Source organism: Pseudoalteromonas sp. G4 (assembly GCF_028875915.1).
Taxonomy (GTDB): Bacteria; Pseudomonadota; Gammaproteobacteria; order Enterobacterales; family Alteromonadaceae; genus Pseudoalteromonas.
On record NZ_JAPEHW010000058.1, the window covers coordinates 1 to 16625 of the forward strand.

A 16625-nucleotide genomic window follows, 5' to 3' on the forward strand; every position below is an offset into this window, starting at 1 on the left:
TCTTCAGTATCAGGTACACCATCATTGTCATCATCAGTGTCTGCGTTATTTCCAATGCCATCCAAATCTGTGTCTAAATATTCATTTGGATCAAGAGGGAATGCATCATCATCGTCATTGACACCGTCATTATCATCATCATCATCTTTATTATTGCCAATACCATCTAAATCGGTGTCAAGGTGTTCTGTCGGATCTAATGGAAATGCATCACTTGCATCTGGAAATCCATCATTATCATCATCATTATCTGCATTATTACCAATACCATCATTATCGGTATCAACGTGTTCATTGGCATCTAAAGGAAACGCATCTTCTAAATCAGGAACACCGTCATTATCATCATCGGTGTCAGCATTGTTACCAATTCTGTCACCATCAGTATCTAGATATTCTGTATTATTGAATGGGAATTTATCTTCGCTGTCATCATAGCCGTCGTTATCATCGTCCATGTCTATATGGTTAAGTGAACCATCATTATCAAAATCAATGTTGCCAGCAATATAAAGGGGAGATTCTGAAATAGCACTGTTTATTAATATATTTATTGGCTCCCCAGTTAATGCTTCTGCTTCATCTGATAATTTACTAAGTAACTGAGAAAGTTTTTCTGTAGTACCAGGAATAAATAATTCTTGGATAGGGTTATGAATTACATCTAAATTTTCAGGTTTATAGCTTAATGGCTCAGAAGCAGAAATCGCATCCAGTTTGCCATCAGAAAGGTCATCTGAAACTTCTCTGAATAAAACGTCCATTTCAAGGCCAGTCACATTTTTTAACTCTACTAATAATGCTGCTAGCCCCTCAGATGCTTGTCTGTAGTAGTAGGTATAAATTTGTTGTGACTCATCATAGCCATTAATTAGTAGTGGTACTTGCTCATTAGTATTGTTGAACGGAGAAAAGATAGCGTTAACAGTATTTTGAGCATCCTCATAGGCACTATTTATATTTCCGTTAGAGTAACGTAATGCTAAAAAGGTTTTCAAAGTTGTGAGAGGGGAAGCATAAAATTGTTTTGCTTCAACTATTTCTTGTTCTTTAATAATTACTCGTAAGTTAGAAATAGCAGGCTTTTTATTTGAGATAGCGTCAATGGTTTGGTCATTTGCTGAAAACTCCAACAAATAATGACTGTCAATGAGGTTGCCCTGATATGTTAGTCCAACAATTTCACCTGAACTATTAGTTTTTCCTTCTGCTAGTAGTGCACCTCTACCCAGTTCATTATCAATATCAAGCTGATAGAGAAACACGTCGGAATTTATTAATCCGCCTTTTATCCCATATCCATTAATAGAAAAAGTCGGAATAGGTGGAGTTGTTTTAATAATGATATAGATATAATTGCTGCAATTTTCTTTATTCTAGATTTCATAGTATTCAAAGAATTAAATAAATGGGGGAGAAAGTGCAGTTTTTTGAACTATTGCACATCCATGTACATAGTTTAATGTTACCAAAATAATTTATTCAGAGTAAACACTATTTACCTTAATGGGTAACTCAATAGATTGACAGGGGAGCTTCGACTAGGAGCCAATATTTTATCAACGAACAAAATAGGTAAAATTTAATATATTTTAGCTAACTCTTTATTTTTTCAGGTTCATGGATAAATACGCCGTTTAGCTTTAATTTAAATTATCTTATCAAAAAGTACCAAGCTATATTCTTGTTATTGATCAGGTAATCGAAGGCGTTATGGTATATTTTAGGTTTACGTTTTCTCATTTACCCTTAGCTAATAATGCCTATCTAAGCTACTTTCACCTCTGCTAACATATCTTCGTTATCTTTATCCATGCCTGTTTCAATAAAGCCAAAACGCGAGTAAAACGATTTTGCGACGGGGTTATCGGGCTTATAACAAATTTCGATGGTTTTAACTGTTGGGCGCTGTTTTATTTCACCTAGTGCCAGAGTAAGTGCCCTAGAACCAATACCTTGTTGCTGGTATTTTTCATCTATCATAAAGCGCCAAATAGCGGTTTTGTCTGCGCTTTCTTCAACCCACATAAAAAAGCCTACAAGGTTGTCATCTTGGTAAATAGCTCGTGTGATATAACCTTAATTAAAAAATGATTCAACTAATGAATACATATTACAGGCAACTAAATCTTGTTGATGTTTGGCAACATCAATATCGCAGATTGCGTCATAGTTTTCTTTGGTGATGGGCTTTAGAAAAATTGCCATGAGTCGTCCTTAGGTTATTCATATGTTCTATATTGGGTACTTTTATCAAAAACAAAGGGGTTAATAGACAAAGACTTAACCATTCGAGTAATTATTTTTTTATGGTTTAACAAAATTTGCAGACTATTTTGGGCGTTTATAATTGCTTTAAATAAGAAAATGAACTTGAGTTAAGAGGTACTAACAACTAATTCAAAAGGAACTTGAAATGGTTAGAGTAAAGATTTAAAACCAAATTATGTATATGAGCACACCTATATTTTGACCCAATACTCTATTTTAAAATGGGAGATTGAAGATTATCAATAGCTGACTGTGTCGGTGAAAATGTTCAACAAAAAAATCTTAAAAATATTTCACCCCCAAACTTATAGTCGTCCGTTTATAGCGTTAAACCATCTATAAAAGAGACAGATTATGAAAACAAATAAAACCTTAATCGCTTTAACAATCGGCACGCTATTTATTTCTGGTTGTTCGAATCAAGAGTCGGAAACAATAGTTGCAAAGCAGTCTGAAAATGAAAAACAAGCCCAAACTGCTCTAGAAAATAAGGAGGTTGCAGAGGATGAAAAAATTACTGTGACAGGGAGTCGATTGGCTGATGTGCAAACTGATGGGGGAGTTGTGGAGTACATGATGGCCAGTCAGCCACAAGTATTAATGGCTGCACCTGCCATGAGAAAGCGTATTGCGCCACCGCCACCACCTGAATATTTTACGCAGCCTCAAAACCAAGATAACTACCTACCGAGTGATAGCAACGGGGTATTTCAAGCCGCGACCACACCGCTTTCTACGTTTTCGGTTGATGTTGATACCGGAAGTTATGCAAATGTGCGTAGCCATTTAAGCATGGGGCAAAAGCCACCAAAAGATGCCATCCGCGAAGAAGCATTTATTAATTATTTTGACTACAACTACCGCGTACCGGAAGATTTATCACAACCCTTTGCTACTTATACTGAATTAGCGCCAGCGCCTTGGAGTGATGAGCGCCATATATTGCGAATTGGTTTGCAAGGTTATGATTTACCAGTGAGTGAACGCAAGCCGTCTAATTTGGTGTTTCTAGTGGATGTATCGGGTTCGATGCATGATAAAAATAAGCTGCCTTTACTGGTACAAAGCCTAACCATGATGGTGAAACAGTTATCGGCACGCGATACGGTGAGTTTGGTTACCTATGCAGGCAATACTGAATTAGTACTTAGCCCAACGAAAGGCAATGAAAAACAAACTATTATCGATGCTTTGCAAAAACTGCAAGCTGGTGGCGGTACGCATGGCGAAAGTGGTATCAAAATGGCTTACCAAGCGGCGAAAAAAGCATTTATTAAAGGCGGGGTGAACCGCATAATTTTAGCGACTGATGGTGACTTTAATGTTGGCACAACCAATATTGATGCACTCAAAGAGATGATTGATGACAAGCGCAAACAAGGCATTTCGTTAACAACACTTGGCTTTGGCCGCGGTAACTACAACGATGCCATGATGGAACAATTAGCAAATATTGGTGATGGCAATCACGCCTATATTGATACCCTGCACGAGGCGCAAAAAGTACTTTTAAGGCAAATGAGTGGCACACTGCAAAGTATTGCTAATGATGTCAAAATCCAGCTCGAATTTAATCCCGCAGAAGTTAAAGAGTATCGTTTGATTGGCTATCAAAATCGTTTACTGAAAGATGAAGACTTTAATAACGATCAGGTCGATGCCGGCGAAATTGGTGCAGGTCACACCGTGACGGCGCTATATGAATTAACGCTCGCTGGCAATAAAGGGCAAGTTGATGCGCTGCGCTACCAACAAAAACAAGTGGTAAGTGCCAGTGAAGAACTGTTACAGGTGAAAATTCGCTATAAATTACCGGGCGAAACGGAGAGTAAACTAATTAGCCAAGTAGTTAATAAACAACAGGTGTTAAATGATTTCGATAGTGCCAGTTTGGATTTTAAATTTGCGACTTCAGTCGCGGCATTTGCGCAAAAGTTAAAGCAGAGTCAGTACTTAGGCAGTATGAATTACCAAGATATCGCCACAATTGCACGAGCAAATAGGGGAGATGACCCATTTAACTATCGCGGTGAATTTGTTAACTTGGTTGAACTTGCCAGTGCTTTATAGCTGAATCACTATAGCCTATATGACTCAAAAAACTGAACCACACATGGAAACGGACGAGGCACTTATGCTTGATTATGGAAAAGGTAATCAAGCAGCCTTCCGTGCCCTTTATGCCCGTCATAAAGGGCCCTTGTATCGCTATGTGTGTCGCCAATTAGGCACAAAGTATCACAGTAAAGCACAAGAGTTATTTCAAGAAGTGTGGCTGCGGGTAATCGATAATCGTACCCGTTATAAAGTAGAGGCTAAATTTAGCACTTGGCTTTATCGCATCGCCCATAACTTGTTGGTTGATGAACACCGAAAGTTAACAGCGCGAGGTGAGCATTTGTCTTTAGTTGATGACGAACAACATGAAGGCAATTACCTTACTCTTGCCTCAAACCAAACGCATCAGGAAAACACCTTGCATAATGATTATTTACAAAAGGCTATTAAGCATTGTGTTGAGTTACTTGTACCTCAGCAACGCGAAGCGTTTTTACTGCGTCACGAAGCAGGGTTTGAGCCCGCACAAGTTTGTAATATTGTTGAGGCAAAACCTGAAACTGTTAAAACCAGACTACGCTATGCTATGTCGCAACTTCGCGAATGTTTAGAGCGTAAAGCGGGTGCAACTGAATTAGGAGGCGAAAGGCAGGTATGAGCAAGCAATTTAACGATGAAGAGATCATTAAGCTTTATCAACAAGGTAATGACGAACTGCCGCCAAAAGCCCTCGATGACGCCATTTTAGCCCACGCGTCCGATGCAATTAGCAAAGATCAGCCCGTTATCATAAAGCCAAACCGCTGGTGGCATTATTCAGGTATCGCAGCAGCAATGGTTGCTATCGCCGTGTTTGCACCTTGGCAGTATTATCAAGAGCCAGATTTTGAATCAGAATTAAAGTCTGTAGAATCAATTGATAAGCCTGCGTTACCGCAAGCCAAAAAAACAGCCAAACGTGAACCGCAAGTTGAAATGATGGAATTATTAGCAGATGACGTGCAGTTAGAAAAAATAGAAGTAACGGGCTCAAGAGTTGAACGCGTAGCCCCAGAGCAAAAAGCGCCATCCGTTCTGGCGCCACCGCTTGAGATACAGAATTCAAAAGGCATTGAACTACGTTCAGAGTTCAACGTTGTTTTAGCTAAACTTGAAGAGAATGACAAAAATGGCGCAGAACAAGCGCTAATTCAATTATTGGAAGCAAAACCTGATCTTCACGATATGATCCCAGAACCACTTGAGGGTTTATACCAAACGCTTCTTAAAAATGGCAAGCTTACTAAACCGAAGTAGTTGGCATGCGCTGATTTTATGAAGAACGCCGTGAGCTATGCTCTTGCAAGGCTCGCTCGACTATTTTAACTATTAATGACTTTAATGAATTAGATTTTATGACCCATTCTTCAATATAAAAACTCATATTTTGCGACTAGCTTAGTGTAATCATCAGATTGTTTGTATGCTTTCATGGCTTTATTAAACGCCTGTAGCAACTCTTTATCTGTAAATGCTATATGGTAGTTAGTTTTTGGAAAAAGCCGATGAATATCAACATTGTTAATATGCGATGCGCCGATAAGTTCGGTACTTAAATAGTTAAAAATATTAATATCCATGACAACAAGGTCGATTTTACCTTTTAACAGCATTTCGACCTGCTTGCGCTGATCTGGCAGTTCTAAATACAGTGGGCTGGTTTTTGTTACTAGATGATATTCATTTCCTAACACAACAGAAGCATTTTGGAATGCAACAATTGAATAAGGTTTTAAGTCCGAAACAGAGTTTATTTCAATACTTCGACCTTTTAAGCTGATAGCAGCATTTTGATATGAAATATAAGGCTCGCTAAGCACTAAATTTGCTGTATCCATGTGCTCATTCATTGTTAAAGCAGCATCTACTTTGTTAACTTTGATAAGAGTATTTGAGCGGCCAAATGGCACATAAACGTAACTAACAGAATAACCCATATTGTAAAATATGGCAGACACCATATCCAACTCAAAGCCAGAGTTTGTTTCTTCAATAACATAGGGTGGTTTGTTCCAACCAACAGAAATAGACAGTTGCTCAGCATTGGCTTGATTGAAAAAAACTATAGTTAATAAAAGAAGTAAATAAATACCTGCAAAATAGCCTTTTTGTTGTTTTAACTTTTCCATATTTGCGTTTGTACCTTCTTATCTAACTAGATTTAGATTAGGTTAAAACCTCATCTTTCGCTATGCATTGGTGTATTATGTCGGCATTGTAAAAGACGGTTTTGAATAGTGAGAATTGCAAGACATGGCAAACACAGCACACGCGTTACACATATTGGTGAAACATAAAGAACAAGCAGAGGATATTCTTGTTCAATTGAAAAAAGGGGCTAAGTTTCAAACTTTGGCGAAGAAATACTCAAATTGCCCGTCGGGAAAAAAAGGCGGTGACCTAGGTGAATTTAGGCGCGGTACTATGGTACCGCAGTTTGATAAAGTCTGTTTCTCTTGCGAAATCTTGACGCCACAACTAGTTAAAACCAAATTCGGTTGGCATATTATTAAAGTATTGTACCGCACGTAAAAACCTTATGGAAAAATAACTTGGTAGAGATGGTTTTACTCATAAAGTACTACTTGAGTTTTATATCCTTTGCAATAAGGCACAAAGTGGCTGTCTAAAAATTCGACTATATCATGGTGATAGTCATTTTGTGGCTGAAAATGATCACCGTTTGGCACACGAATGTGTTTAAACGCATGAGGAAAGTTATGACTTTTAAGCCTTTTGATTACTTCATCCGACATTTCTTCAGATGGCCAAATTTGGTCTTTTTCACCAGAGGTTAATAGAACCGGTCCATTTATATTTTCAACATGTATTACCGCATTGTGTACAATTTCTGTGTTTTCGAGCATGAGTTCATAAGCTTGTCTTAAATCGCCTGAAAGTAAACTCGGCAATATTGCTTTTGTAAATGGAACAAAAGGAACTTGTTGATCATTAAGCATAAATGAAGAAGCGTTACCGTCAGTGAACGGGGATGTACCAGCAAATACTACGTGACTACCAGCTAGTGAAATTGCGCCTTTAATTGTCGGAAACTTAGATGCGATTGTAAGTGCTAACTCAGCACCTTTTGAGCCGCCGGCAACCATAATACAGTTTGCATCAATATTACTTTTTTGTGCGACTCGCTCGATTTCATCATAAATTGCGTTGAGAGAAATTCGGTCTAATTGTGAGGGAAGCCCTTTCATACCAAAATAACCAATTGCTAATAGAGCATAGCCATTATTAGTGTAGACTTTGACTTCTTGTTCAGCGCGTTTGCTTGCCATACCATTGCCACCTTCACTGCCGCCAAAATAAACAATAAGCGGCTGCTTTTCTCCATTTGATTCAAATAACTGACTATCAACATTTCCGTAATTTTTGGGCATTTGTGTGACGTCAAATGTCAGTTCAAACCAAAGAAAAAACCCTATTGGGATGAATGAAATTACAAAGATACACAGTGCAATATATTTAAACATTTTAACCATAATAAAATTCCTTTTTAGCTTGTAATAATTTGGTCGATTAAATCGTTTCTGGAAGCACTATAAATAAATTAAAAAGAGATTGGATGTGACAAACGTCATGATCTTAATAAAAAATTTCTAATAGTTCTGCGGGATTGAAAATAAAACAAGTAAAATCTATGCATGTCATACATTCAGTTTTGAAAAGGATATTAAATTGAGGTTTTTTATATTTCTGATGTGCTCGTTATTATCATCTGGGGCGATGGCGGTTACTGCCAAAATGGGCTTTGAGTTGTATGAATTTGCAATAAAGACAGATTTTTTAGATGTTAAACAAGTGAGTTTGGTTATCGTTGGTTGTTTATATTTATGCGTATTAATTTCGGCCTGGGTACTCTATTTTAAAATAGGGTATCGGTGGTCCAAGTCGCTTGTGATAACTCATAAATTGAAGCGGAATGGCTTAATTTTTGGTTTTTTATCAATCTGCTTAGTGTTTGTTGTTGGCGCAGTTTTAGCCGCGCCTGCGATATTATTAATGCTTTATATAAACCAAAGTACGACCCCAGCCAAAAGAGATCTGATTAACCCTAACTAATTTATTGAATTAATGTCGATTTTATCTCTATTTTCAGTATTACCCTTGATTCAATTAATAAAAAAGATAATGTTGCGCTAAAACAATACTTATAAAAATAAAGTCAGGGACGAAAATGAATAAACCTATTTTTACTATAATTTATTCAATTGCGCTGTTTGCTTTTGGCGTTTTAGCACATGCGTTATTTGCTGAACCAAATACTCAAATAGCGCCACTTAAAAGTGATGAGTTTGAAGCGTCAGTCATTACTGACCTACAAGTGAGTCAACCTTATGAACCTATATCTAGTCAGCCGATAACTAAACTAAAAGAAGGTGGCACAGTTAATTGTGAGGCGGTTGAAACACAGTTGAATGCGCTTAACAAGCAAGCAGAAGAACAAGCGCAACATAAAATCAACCTAGAAAGAGCAAAAGAATTACGTAAAAAGCTATACAGCTATCAAGATGACAATCTTGCAGAACAAAGAATGTTAGATAAGATTGGTGCGTTAAGTGCTGAAATTGCCGGTGCTATAGGCCTATCCCGTGAAGAATTTGAAGCCCTGAATAAGATTTTACTCGAAAGGGAACAAGCAGAAAAACAAAACAAAGAAGATTACTACGCGCAAACAAAAAACTCAGAATTGCCCCTGTCATCAAGTGAAAAAAAAGCGCTTTTAGAAAGGCGCATGCAAAACGAAAAAGATATTTTACAGCAATTTGAAGCTCAGGTTGTAAGCGCGCTGTCGTCGGAAAGTGTCGAAAAGTACCGCAACTATGAAAAGCAAAAAGTACAAAACCACTATGACACAACTAAAGCTCGCAGAATGCGCGAGGTTTCAGTGTTTATTGATGGTTTGGAGGAATACAAAAAGTTAGAAATAGCCGACTACATAAATAGCCAAATACTTGATTTAGATTCGGTAAAACTAGGTGCATATCTAGGCCGAATGGCAGCAATGAAATATGATAGACCACTTTCACAACGTGAACTAAAAACATTTTTAAAACAGACACTCACATCATCACAATACGAGCAATATATCGCAAATCAAAAGCTGATGCGTTTAAGGCGCTAGTAAAAACACTCAAAAATTAGTGACTCGTAATAAAGCAAATGATCAGTGCGGGCAAAACGAATGGTTATTTGCTTTATCTCAGAATAATACCAATTCACTTAAATAGCTGAGCATTCTAGCAAGCTAAATGTTTTGCTAGCTGAGTTTAAATTTAACGAAGTAGAATAACTATATAAGAAAAATTTCGCCTTGTTATCAATTCATTTATCCAGCGCTATCTATGATCACATATTTAACAGAATTGGTATAAAACTGGGTCAGGCATTAAAAGGTAATTTTATGCAATGTGATAATTTCGCAAAAGTCATGATATGTACTTAAATTGTGTCAGGTAAGGGTGGTGAGTGGAGCAGAGTTTTAAACTTGCCCCAAATATCTAAAACTTAGCCAAAGTGTGCGGCAACACGTAAGTTAGGTAAAAAACCGTCGCTAGCAGCTAAATGTGCTGAAATACCGTAAGTATTTTTTAGCTGGGGTTCATTAAGCACATTTTTAGGGTTGCCATAAGCAACAATTTTACCGTTTTCGAGCAAATAAGCGGTGTTGGCAAAACTCGCTGCTAATGCTAAATCGTGCACTACGGCAACAACGCCTGCGCCCATCTTTGCCACCTCTTTTGCCAAATGCATCACTTGATACTGATGATAGAGATCAAGGCTCGCTGTTGGTTCATCAATTAACAAATAACAGGGTTTTTGCTTTTCTAAAATTGGCAATAGTTGACAAAGTACACGAGCAAATTGCACGCGCTGCTTTTCACCTCCAGAGAGTCTCGGAAAAGCTTGTTTTGCTAAATGGCCAACATGCAATTGTGCCATTGCCTGCTTTGAAAACGCCGCAAGCTCAGATTTACTATAATCATTTTGATGAACATAGTGCGCCATATCGACAATTTCTTGCACACTAAAGGGAAACTCGCAGTCATAATTTTGCGTGAGCACAGCGCGCATTTTTGCCAAACTATCATTGCTGTAGCTTTCTAATGCTTTATCTTGATAGCTTACAGCCCCTTCACTAATAGCAATATCACCACATAAGGCTTTTAGTAGAGTAGATTTACCCGCACCATTTGGCCCTAAAACAACAGCCATTTCACCTTGCTTTACCTCGATGGATGCATTGCTTAACAAGGTTTTATTACCAATGTTTATTGAAATATTTTTGCCTCGTAACATTTCATAGCTCCTTAATACGGTAGGTTTTAAATAACATTACAAGAAAAAATGGGCCGCCTATGGCACTGGTGATTAAGCCTATTGGTAACTCTGAAGGCAAAATCAAAGTGCGCGCTAAAATATCGGCGAGGCTAAGTAACATAGTGCCACCTAACATCGAAACGGGTAATAAATAGCGATGATCAGGGCCTAATAGCAAGCGCACAATATGCGGCACGATAAAGCCAATAAAGCTAATAATGCCTGTAATTGCCACAGCAGCACCAGTGCAAAGCGCGGTGTAAATAAAGACCTGTTTTTTTAGGGAAATAACATTTATGCCTAAATGTTTTGCTTGCTGCTCACCAAGTAAATAGAGGTTTAATGGCTGTGCTAATCGAGCAATACCAATACAACACAGCACAATTAAACATAAAGCAGGAACGATCATCTTAAAGCTATTACCAGCAAGCGAACCCATGCTCCAAAATGTCAGATCCCGCAGTTGTTCATCGGAACTGATCATTGTCAAAATTCCAATCACGGCGCCAACAATCGCGTTAACGGCAATGCCTGCCAGTAACAGACTTACGATGGTAAAACGATTACCATTACTGGAAAGGCGATAAATAATCGCGCAAATTGTAAGGCAGCCAATAAATGCACCAAGGGGCACTGCGTAAATACCGTAGTTTTCAACAAAGCCACTAAGTAGTGTTGAACCAAGAACAATAGTCGCAATGGCACCCAATGCAGCGCCACTTGAAATGCCAATTAAACCTGGGTCAGCAAGGGGGTTTCTAAATATTGCTTGCATTGCTGCACCACATGCCGCCAAACCGGCACCGACAAACATGGCTAACACCAAGCGTGGCAAACGTATTTGCCAAATAACAGCGTGTTCTAAACTTGTCGCATCTGGGTTTGATAAAATTGCGAATAGTCGTGCTAATTCAATGTCTACACCGCCAAGCACTAAAGCAAATAGGGCTACGCTAGCTGAACTCACTACAAGAAAGCTGATTATCAGCTTTCGTGCGGTTTGTTCCGGGATAAGTGACTGATTAAGCACTAACATTTACAAAGACTCAGTTTTTGGCGCACTTTGTAGGGCGCTGAATTGATAACCATAAGGAAGCTGCGCATTTGGGTGAAGCTTTGATGCGAGCTCTGCTACCGCTTGTGGTGTTCGTGGTCCCATACCCAATAAATAAGAGCCATCAAATATAAGCACTTGGTTATTTTTCACCGCGTTTGAAAATTGAAAATGAGGGATGCTTGCCAGATCAGCTACTTTATCTTGACCATGCCTGCCCATGGCAATAATAAAATCTGGGTTCATCGCCATTGCAGCTTCAGTAGAAAGCGGCTTCCAGCCGGTAAAGTGTGCTGCAGCAATATTATTGCCTCCCGCAGCTGTGAGAACTTCATCAGCAGATGTGCCTGCGCCTGAAACAATGGGTTGTCCGCTACGTAAGTTTAAAACAAATAACACGTTAGGCTTGGTCGTTACCTGAGATAGCAAATGCGAAAGTGCGTTTCTATCTTTTGCAATATGATCAATCAGTTGTTGCCCTTTTTCTTCTACATTGAGTAACTGGGCTATTTTTGCGACTTTGTTTTCTACGCCTTTGAGATTGTCATCTTCAGTAAAAATGTGTGTTTTTAAACCGGTACTTTGCAGTTGTTTTAGTACCTTTTCGGGGCCTGTGTCGGCTTCGCCGAGCAACAACTCTGGGCTTAGCGATAAAATGCCTTCAACATTAATGCGGCGAACATAACCCACTTGCGGTTTAGAAGTGGCATCAGCTGGGAAAACGCTGGTGCTATCAACTCCAACGATGCGCTGCTGTTCATTAAATGCATATATGATTTCGGTGATAGACCCCCCTGAAACCACGATCCGCTCAATGTCTTGAGCGCCCTTACTTAACAGCGGTGCGAACAATAACAACCAAACATTTAATTTAAAAAATCGTTGTATAGATACTTTCATTGTAATTCCAAAAACAGTAACATCTAATGCAAATGATAACAGTTAGTATTTAGATTAATCAAATGAAGTTTCTTGCTTTTTTGTTATTTTCAGCTCTTTTGCACCTTGCTGCATGGCTTGCAAAGCCAACAGAATCAATGGTTTCAGTTTCTGGGGTTAAAGCGCAAGTGTTAGATCGCAAAGTAAAAGTGATGCAGTTATCACTGACACCACCTGTGGCTGAGCCACTGGTCAAAACAGTAAAGCAAAATCAATATAAAACTGACTTTAATGGTAAAACGCTGCGAATTGCGAAAGCAGCAAACGCCACCAGTAAACCAGATAAAATAAGCCTTAATGAAGCTAAAGCCATTGTTAAAGCCCCCGAAACACCGCTAAAAGAACAGGTGAAACCAAACGTTAATAAGCCTAAAAAAGTAGTTGCGCCTAAAAAACCAAGTCCAGCAAAACAATTACAAACAGAGCAGTTAGCAAGTGCCAAGCACAAATCACAACAAGATAATCAAGTGGATGAGTTAGTTGAGCTTGATAAACCCGCGCTCTTTAAAAGCCCAAGGCCTGAACTGATTTACCCGTTAAAAGCCAAACGACGCGGGCATCAAGGTGTGAGTTTGCTGGCAATTGAGCTCGATAAAAAAGGCAATATCGTCAAATTATCTGTAGTGAAAAGTAGTGGCTATAAAAGTTTAGATCAAGCGGCGATTAACAATGTTAAACAGTGGCAATTTCACCCTTTTAAACAAGGCCAACAAGCGGTAAGGGCAAGATTTACCGTGCCTATCGAATTCAAACTTTCGTAATTTACAGAGGAAAAAATGCATACCTATTTGCAACAATTAGGCCCAATGCTTTGGCCATTTATCGTGATCTCAATTTTCGCCACAGCAGTCATTTTAGAACGCACGCTAGTGTTAGCCTGTGCTTGGTTAGATGTACGTAAAATCCTAACGAAAAAAGTCGATTATCAGTTTTCATTACTAGAACTTGCACAAATATCATTACAGCAAAAAGTAATGGCATGGCGCAAACGCTTAGCCTTTTTAAGTTTAGTTGGCACGCTCAGCCCGTTGATGGGGCTCTTTGGTACAGTTTGGGGTTTAGTTGTGATGTTTCAAAGCATTGCACAAAGTGAGCAAGCGGTAACTCCCGCATTACTCGCCGATGGCTTATGGGAAGCGATGTACTCAACCATGGCAGGATTAGCCATTGCGATGCCGTGTTTATTACTCTACGGACTCGCCCAAGCAGTGGTTGAAAGAATGCAAGGTGAACTAACTATTTTCATTAACCAAACTTGGCATGAAATGGGCGCTGCCAATGCTTGAATTACCAAAAGTAAAAGCACAAAACATGATGGCAGATCTTACCGCGCTATTGGATGTGCTGTTTATCGTGCTGGTGTTTTTACTGTTAAGCGTCGCGGTAAAAGTAAATGTAATGGAAGTTACGTTACCTATGGTTGGCGAAAGCGCTAATACAGTTATTGAACAAAAACCAAAAGTAATAAGCCTTATCCATGAACAAAATAAAGTGAAATTTGCTTTGGATGATCAACCATTTAGTACGTTAGAACATGTTATCGGTGCACTTGAACATAACGCAACTGCCACGCCTGTTTTTATAGCAGTGGATAAGCGAGTACCGAGTGAGTATTTAGTACAAACCCTGGCAGCGTTAAGCCAGCAAAACATCGCAATTGCAAATATTTTAATTGAATACGAATAAAAACAGTTATCATTTAGATTTGTTGTGTTATAGTCCCCACCCGTAAATTAATTAAAGCATATTGAATGTTTGTTGTTTTTATCTGCAAGGGGTTTGCACTTACAAACATTGGATTACCAAAAGCCATCGCTGAATTTAAAGGGACTTTTTAAGTTTACGGCGTAAGAATAATTATACTTTGGAGTAACTCATGCGTTTATCTCTTATCTGTCTTTCTATTGCTGCAACATTGCCGACAATGTCGCATGCAAATGCACTTAAAAAAGACTCTAACTTAGTTGAAACTTCATTAGATGCGGTCACTGTAACAGCAACTCGAACTGAAAAGTCAGTGTTACATTCGGCACAAGCGGTTAATGTTATTTCTTCAGAAGATGTTGAGAAAAAACTAGCAAATAACATTTTTGACACCCTCGATATGATCCCAAACGTGAGTGCAAGTGGCGGCCCTCGCACTACGGGTAATAAGTTTAATATTCGTGGCTTTAGCGATGCAGAAGACGTACTGGTAACCGTTGATGGTATGGTACAAACGTTCGAAAAATATCGCATGGGTAGTTTATTTACCGACCCAGAACTTTATCGCACAATCAGTATTAAACGTGGCACCAGCACGGTTTTACATGGCGGTGGCGCACTTGGTGGTGTTGTACAACTGGAACTTAAAGATGCGGCTGATTTTTTAAGCGACGGTGAAACAGCTGGCGCGTTAGTTAAATTGGGTTACGACAGTAATAACGAACAAAAAAATGGCAGTGTGTATGCGTTTGCAAGGCCGACAGAATCACTCGATTTATTGGCTGCGGTTATCAAACGTGATAGTGACGACTTTGAACTCTCTAATGACGAGACCTTAGACAATTCAGCAGTTAAAAATACGTCTTTATTATTTAAAGGTGAGTATTTCTTAACAGATGAATCTATTGTTGGCGCGAGTTTTTCGCAAACCGAAGATAGTCAACGCACAGAATTTAATACAACCGATCCGGGCGCATGGGGAACAGTTTATCGCGAAGTTGAGCAAACCACAGCTAACGTCAGTTATGAATTAGTGCCTGAAAACAATCCGCTGATTGACTTAACAATGAAACTTGGCTTTTCAAACAGCCATGTGACTGAGTCGGATGGTGAAGGCATGCTTGCCGATTTTATTGGCATTGAGTCAAACTACGAATATAACATCACCACATTAGACGTGATGAACAATTCGCGCTTAAGCGGGCACACTTTAACTTATGGTGTGCAATACACAGATCAACAACGTATCGGTGAAAAAACAGCCTTGCCTTGTGAAGAAGTGGATTATCAAACATACCGCTGCGTGAAATATGGTGATACACCGCGAAAATCTGAAATGACCTCTCAACCGGGCGGCACACAAAAGCGTACCGGCCTATACGTTCAAGACGAATTTAAATTAGCTGACTTAACAGTTATTGCGGGTGTTCGTTATGAGCACTATAAAAGTGAACCAACTGCTAAATTTGCAGGGCAATATAGTAGCCTTAAAACAGAGGTATCACACAGCGACTGGGCGCCTGCCATTAGCTTAAATTATCAGGTTAATTCAAATTTTGCCGTATTTGCCAATCGTCAGTCAGGTTTTCGCGCACCGTTATTGGATGAGCTATATGACCAATATGGCGGCCGTCAACCAGCATTGGACTTAGACCTTGAATACAGTGATAACACTGAAGTAGGCATGACTTTTGATGCCAAAAACCTTGTTACAGATAATGACTCGCTTACTGCACGATTCATTTATTTTGATATCAATGTTGATGATGAAATTACCTCAGTTACCAGTGAAGCGGCGAATCCGCTACCAGCGCCAAGATATGCAAATCGCGCTAGTAATGACCGCGACGGTATTGAGTTTGAAGTCAACTTTGCCACAACCATGCTCTACAGCAATCTAACCTACAGCAATATTGATGGCAAAGATAACAAAGGTGAGCCGTTGTGGTATTTACCAGCAGATAAAGTGGCATTAGATGCAGGTCTGTTTGCACTTGATAACGCATTACGTTTTGGTTCTCAAATAACGCACAATGCTGCCCGTGATGTACAAGTGTATGACCGTGCAAGCCGTTCATATGAAACGCAAACTCAAGATAGTTACGTATTGATTGACTTGTATGCTAATTGGTCGCTGACTGACAAATTGAACCTACGTGTTGCGGTCGATAACTTATTTAATAAAGAATACAAGCTTATGGCTGGCACCGGTGGCGGGGTTTAGGAG

Annotated in this window: 15 protein-coding genes and 1 pseudogene; 9 read left to right on the forward strand and 7 right to left on the reverse strand. The window is 39.1% G+C overall.

The window, feature by feature from the left end; genetic code table 11:
* Together ON073_RS14935 and ON073_RS14940 are read right to left on the reverse strand one after the other, a co-directional pair.
* Positions 1–1136, reverse strand: a 1136-nt coding sequence (locus ON073_RS14935) for a thrombospondin type 3 repeat-containing protein (protein ID WP_342455419.1), incomplete at its 3' end; no start/stop codon positions are given.
* A 631-nt stretch (positions 1137–1767) separates the two neighbouring features.
* Positions 1768–2208: pseudogene (locus ON073_RS14940) on the reverse strand (GNAT family N-acetyltransferase).
* Positions 2209–2625: 417 nt separating this feature from the next.
* Between ON073_RS14940 and ON073_RS14945 the strand changes: the two are divergent.
* Genes ON073_RS14945 through ON073_RS14955 form a run of 3 tightly spaced genes read left to right on the forward strand, consistent with a single transcriptional unit; the run spans position 2626 to position 5625 of the window.
* On the forward strand, positions 2626–4341 hold the full coding sequence (locus ON073_RS14945; RefSeq protein WP_274762678.1) for a vWA domain-containing protein: 1716 nt from the start codon (positions 2626–2628) through the stop codon (positions 4339–4341).
* Positions 4342–4360: 19 nt separating this feature from the next.
* The gene (locus ON073_RS14950) at positions 4361–4987 is read left to right on the forward strand and encodes a sigma-70 family RNA polymerase sigma factor (protein ID WP_274762679.1); all 627 of its coding nucleotides are present in this window, start codon (positions 4361–4363) and stop codon (positions 4985–4987) included.
* The gene (locus ON073_RS14955; RefSeq protein ID WP_274762680.1) at positions 4984–5625 is read left to right on the forward strand and encodes a hypothetical protein; all 642 of its coding nucleotides are present in this window, start codon (positions 4984–4986) and stop codon (positions 5623–5625) included. Before ON073_RS14950 ends, ON073_RS14955 begins: the two co-directional genes overlap by 4 nt.
* A 110-nt stretch (positions 5626–5735) precedes the next feature.
* Here the strand turns inward: ON073_RS14955 and ON073_RS14960 are convergent, their stop codons facing one another.
* Entirely contained in the window at positions 5736–6497 is a 762-nt protein-coding gene (locus ON073_RS14960) for a substrate-binding periplasmic protein (protein WP_274762681.1), read from the reverse strand.
* A gap of 124 nt (positions 6498–6621) precedes the next feature.
* Between ON073_RS14960 and ppiC the strand changes: the two genes are divergently transcribed.
* Positions 6622–6900, forward strand: coding sequence for a peptidylprolyl isomerase PpiC (gene ppiC / locus ON073_RS14965; RefSeq protein ID WP_274762682.1), 279 nt, complete (start codon positions 6622–6624; stop codon positions 6898–6900).
* Between the two features lie 35 nt (positions 6901–6935).
* Here the strand turns inward: ppiC and ON073_RS14970 are convergent, their stop codons facing one another.
* On the reverse strand, positions 6936–7862 hold the full coding sequence (locus ON073_RS14970; RefSeq protein ID WP_274762683.1) for an acyl-CoA thioester hydrolase/BAAT C-terminal domain-containing protein: 927 nt from the start codon (positions 7860–7862) through the stop codon (positions 6936–6938).
* A 695-nt stretch (positions 7863–8557) separates the two neighbouring features.
* Here ON073_RS14970 and ON073_RS14975 point away from each other — a divergent pair.
* Positions 8558–9505, forward strand: coding sequence for a hypothetical protein (locus tag ON073_RS14975; protein WP_274762684.1), 948 nt, complete (start codon positions 8558–8560; stop codon positions 9503–9505).
* A gap of 383 nt (positions 9506–9888) precedes the next feature.
* On the opposite strand, the gene ON073_RS14980 is transcribed toward ON073_RS14975, so the two are convergent.
* From ON073_RS14980 to ON073_RS14990, 3 genes are read right to left on the reverse strand one after another with little or no spacing between them, the layout of a single operon-like run.
* Positions 9889–10680: a heme ABC transporter ATP-binding protein gene (locus ON073_RS14980; protein WP_274762685.1), complete on the reverse strand. Its 792-nt coding sequence runs from the start codon at positions 10678–10680 to the stop codon at positions 9889–9891.
* Position 10681: 1 nt separating this feature from the next.
* The gene (locus ON073_RS14985) at positions 10682–11737 is read right to left on the reverse strand and encodes a FecCD family ABC transporter permease (protein ID WP_274762686.1); all 1056 of its coding nucleotides are present in this window, start codon (positions 11735–11737) and stop codon (positions 10682–10684) included.
* Positions 11738–12655 carry a heme/hemin ABC transporter substrate-binding protein gene (locus ON073_RS14990; RefSeq protein ID WP_274762687.1) on the reverse strand — a complete coding sequence of 306 codons (918 nt, stop codon included), beginning with the start codon at positions 12653–12655 and terminating at the stop codon, positions 11738–11740.
* Positions 12656–12717: 62 nt separating this feature from the next.
* On the opposite strand from ON073_RS14990, the gene ON073_RS14995 reads away from it, so the two are divergent.
* From ON073_RS14995 to ON073_RS15010, 4 genes are all read left to right on the forward strand, one after another.
* Positions 12718–13455: an energy transducer TonB gene (locus ON073_RS14995; RefSeq protein WP_274762688.1), complete on the forward strand. Its 738-nt coding sequence runs from the start codon at positions 12718–12720 to the stop codon at positions 13453–13455.
* 15 nt (positions 13456–13470) lie between these two features.
* The gene (locus ON073_RS15000; protein ID WP_274762689.1) at positions 13471–13980 is read left to right on the forward strand and encodes a MotA/TolQ/ExbB proton channel family protein; all 510 of its coding nucleotides are present in this window, start codon (positions 13471–13473) and stop codon (positions 13978–13980) included.
* On the forward strand, positions 13973–14380 hold the full coding sequence (locus ON073_RS15005; RefSeq protein ID WP_274762690.1) for a biopolymer transporter ExbD: 408 nt from the start codon (positions 13973–13975) through the stop codon (positions 14378–14380). The genes ON073_RS15000 and ON073_RS15005 overlap by 8 nt, the downstream gene beginning before the upstream one ends.
* A 190-nt stretch (positions 14381–14570) precedes the next feature.
* Entirely contained in the window at positions 14571–16622 is a 2052-nt protein-coding gene (locus ON073_RS15010; RefSeq protein WP_274762692.1) for a TonB-dependent receptor domain-containing protein, read from the forward strand.
* Positions 16623–16625 lie beyond the last annotated feature (3 nt).

Excerpts from the sequence above, each read along its gene's own strand:
- ON073_RS14960 (WP_274762681.1), bottom strand. The coding sequence starts at position 6,497 with ATGGAAAAGTTAAAACAACAAAAAGGCTATTTTGCAGGTATTTATTTA.
- ppiC (WP_274762682.1), top strand. The coding sequence starts at position 6,622 with ATGGCAAACACAGCACACGCGTTACACATATTGGTGAAACATAAAGAA.
- ON073_RS15000 (WP_274762689.1), top strand. The coding sequence starts at position 13,471 with ATGCATACCTATTTGCAACAATTAGGCCCAATGCTTTGGCCATTTATC.
- ON073_RS14995 (WP_274762688.1), top strand. The coding sequence starts at position 12,718 with ATGAAGTTTCTTGCTTTTTTGTTATTTTCAGCTCTTTTGCACCTTGCT.
- ON073_RS14980 (WP_274762685.1), bottom strand. The coding sequence starts at position 10,680 with ATGTTACGAGGCAAAAATATTTCAATAAACATTGGTAATAAAACCTTG.
- ON073_RS14950 (WP_274762679.1), top strand. The coding sequence starts at position 4,361 with ATGACTCAAAAAACTGAACCACACATGGAAACGGACGAGGCACTTATG.
- ON073_RS15010 (WP_274762692.1), top strand. The coding sequence starts at position 14,571 with ATGCGTTTATCTCTTATCTGTCTTTCTATTGCTGCAACATTGCCGACA.
- ON073_RS14945 (WP_274762678.1), top strand. The coding sequence starts at position 2,626 with ATGAAAACAAATAAAACCTTAATCGCTTTAACAATCGGCACGCTATTT.
- ON073_RS14970 (WP_274762683.1), bottom strand. The coding sequence starts at position 7,862 with ATGGTTAAAATGTTTAAATATATTGCACTGTGTATCTTTGTAATTTCA.
- ON073_RS14975 (WP_274762684.1), top strand. The coding sequence starts at position 8,558 with ATGAATAAACCTATTTTTACTATAATTTATTCAATTGCGCTGTTTGCT.
- ON073_RS14985 (WP_274762686.1), bottom strand. The coding sequence starts at position 11,737 with ATGTTAGTGCTTAATCAGTCACTTATCCCGGAACAAACCGCACGAAAG.
- ON073_RS14990 (WP_274762687.1), bottom strand. The coding sequence starts at position 12,655 with ATGAAAGTATCTATACAACGATTTTTTAAATTAAATGTTTGGTTGTTA.
- ON073_RS14955 (WP_274762680.1), top strand. The coding sequence starts at position 4,984 with ATGAGCAAGCAATTTAACGATGAAGAGATCATTAAGCTTTATCAACAA.
- ON073_RS15005 (WP_274762690.1), top strand. The coding sequence starts at position 13,973 with ATGCTTGAATTACCAAAAGTAAAAGCACAAAACATGATGGCAGATCTT.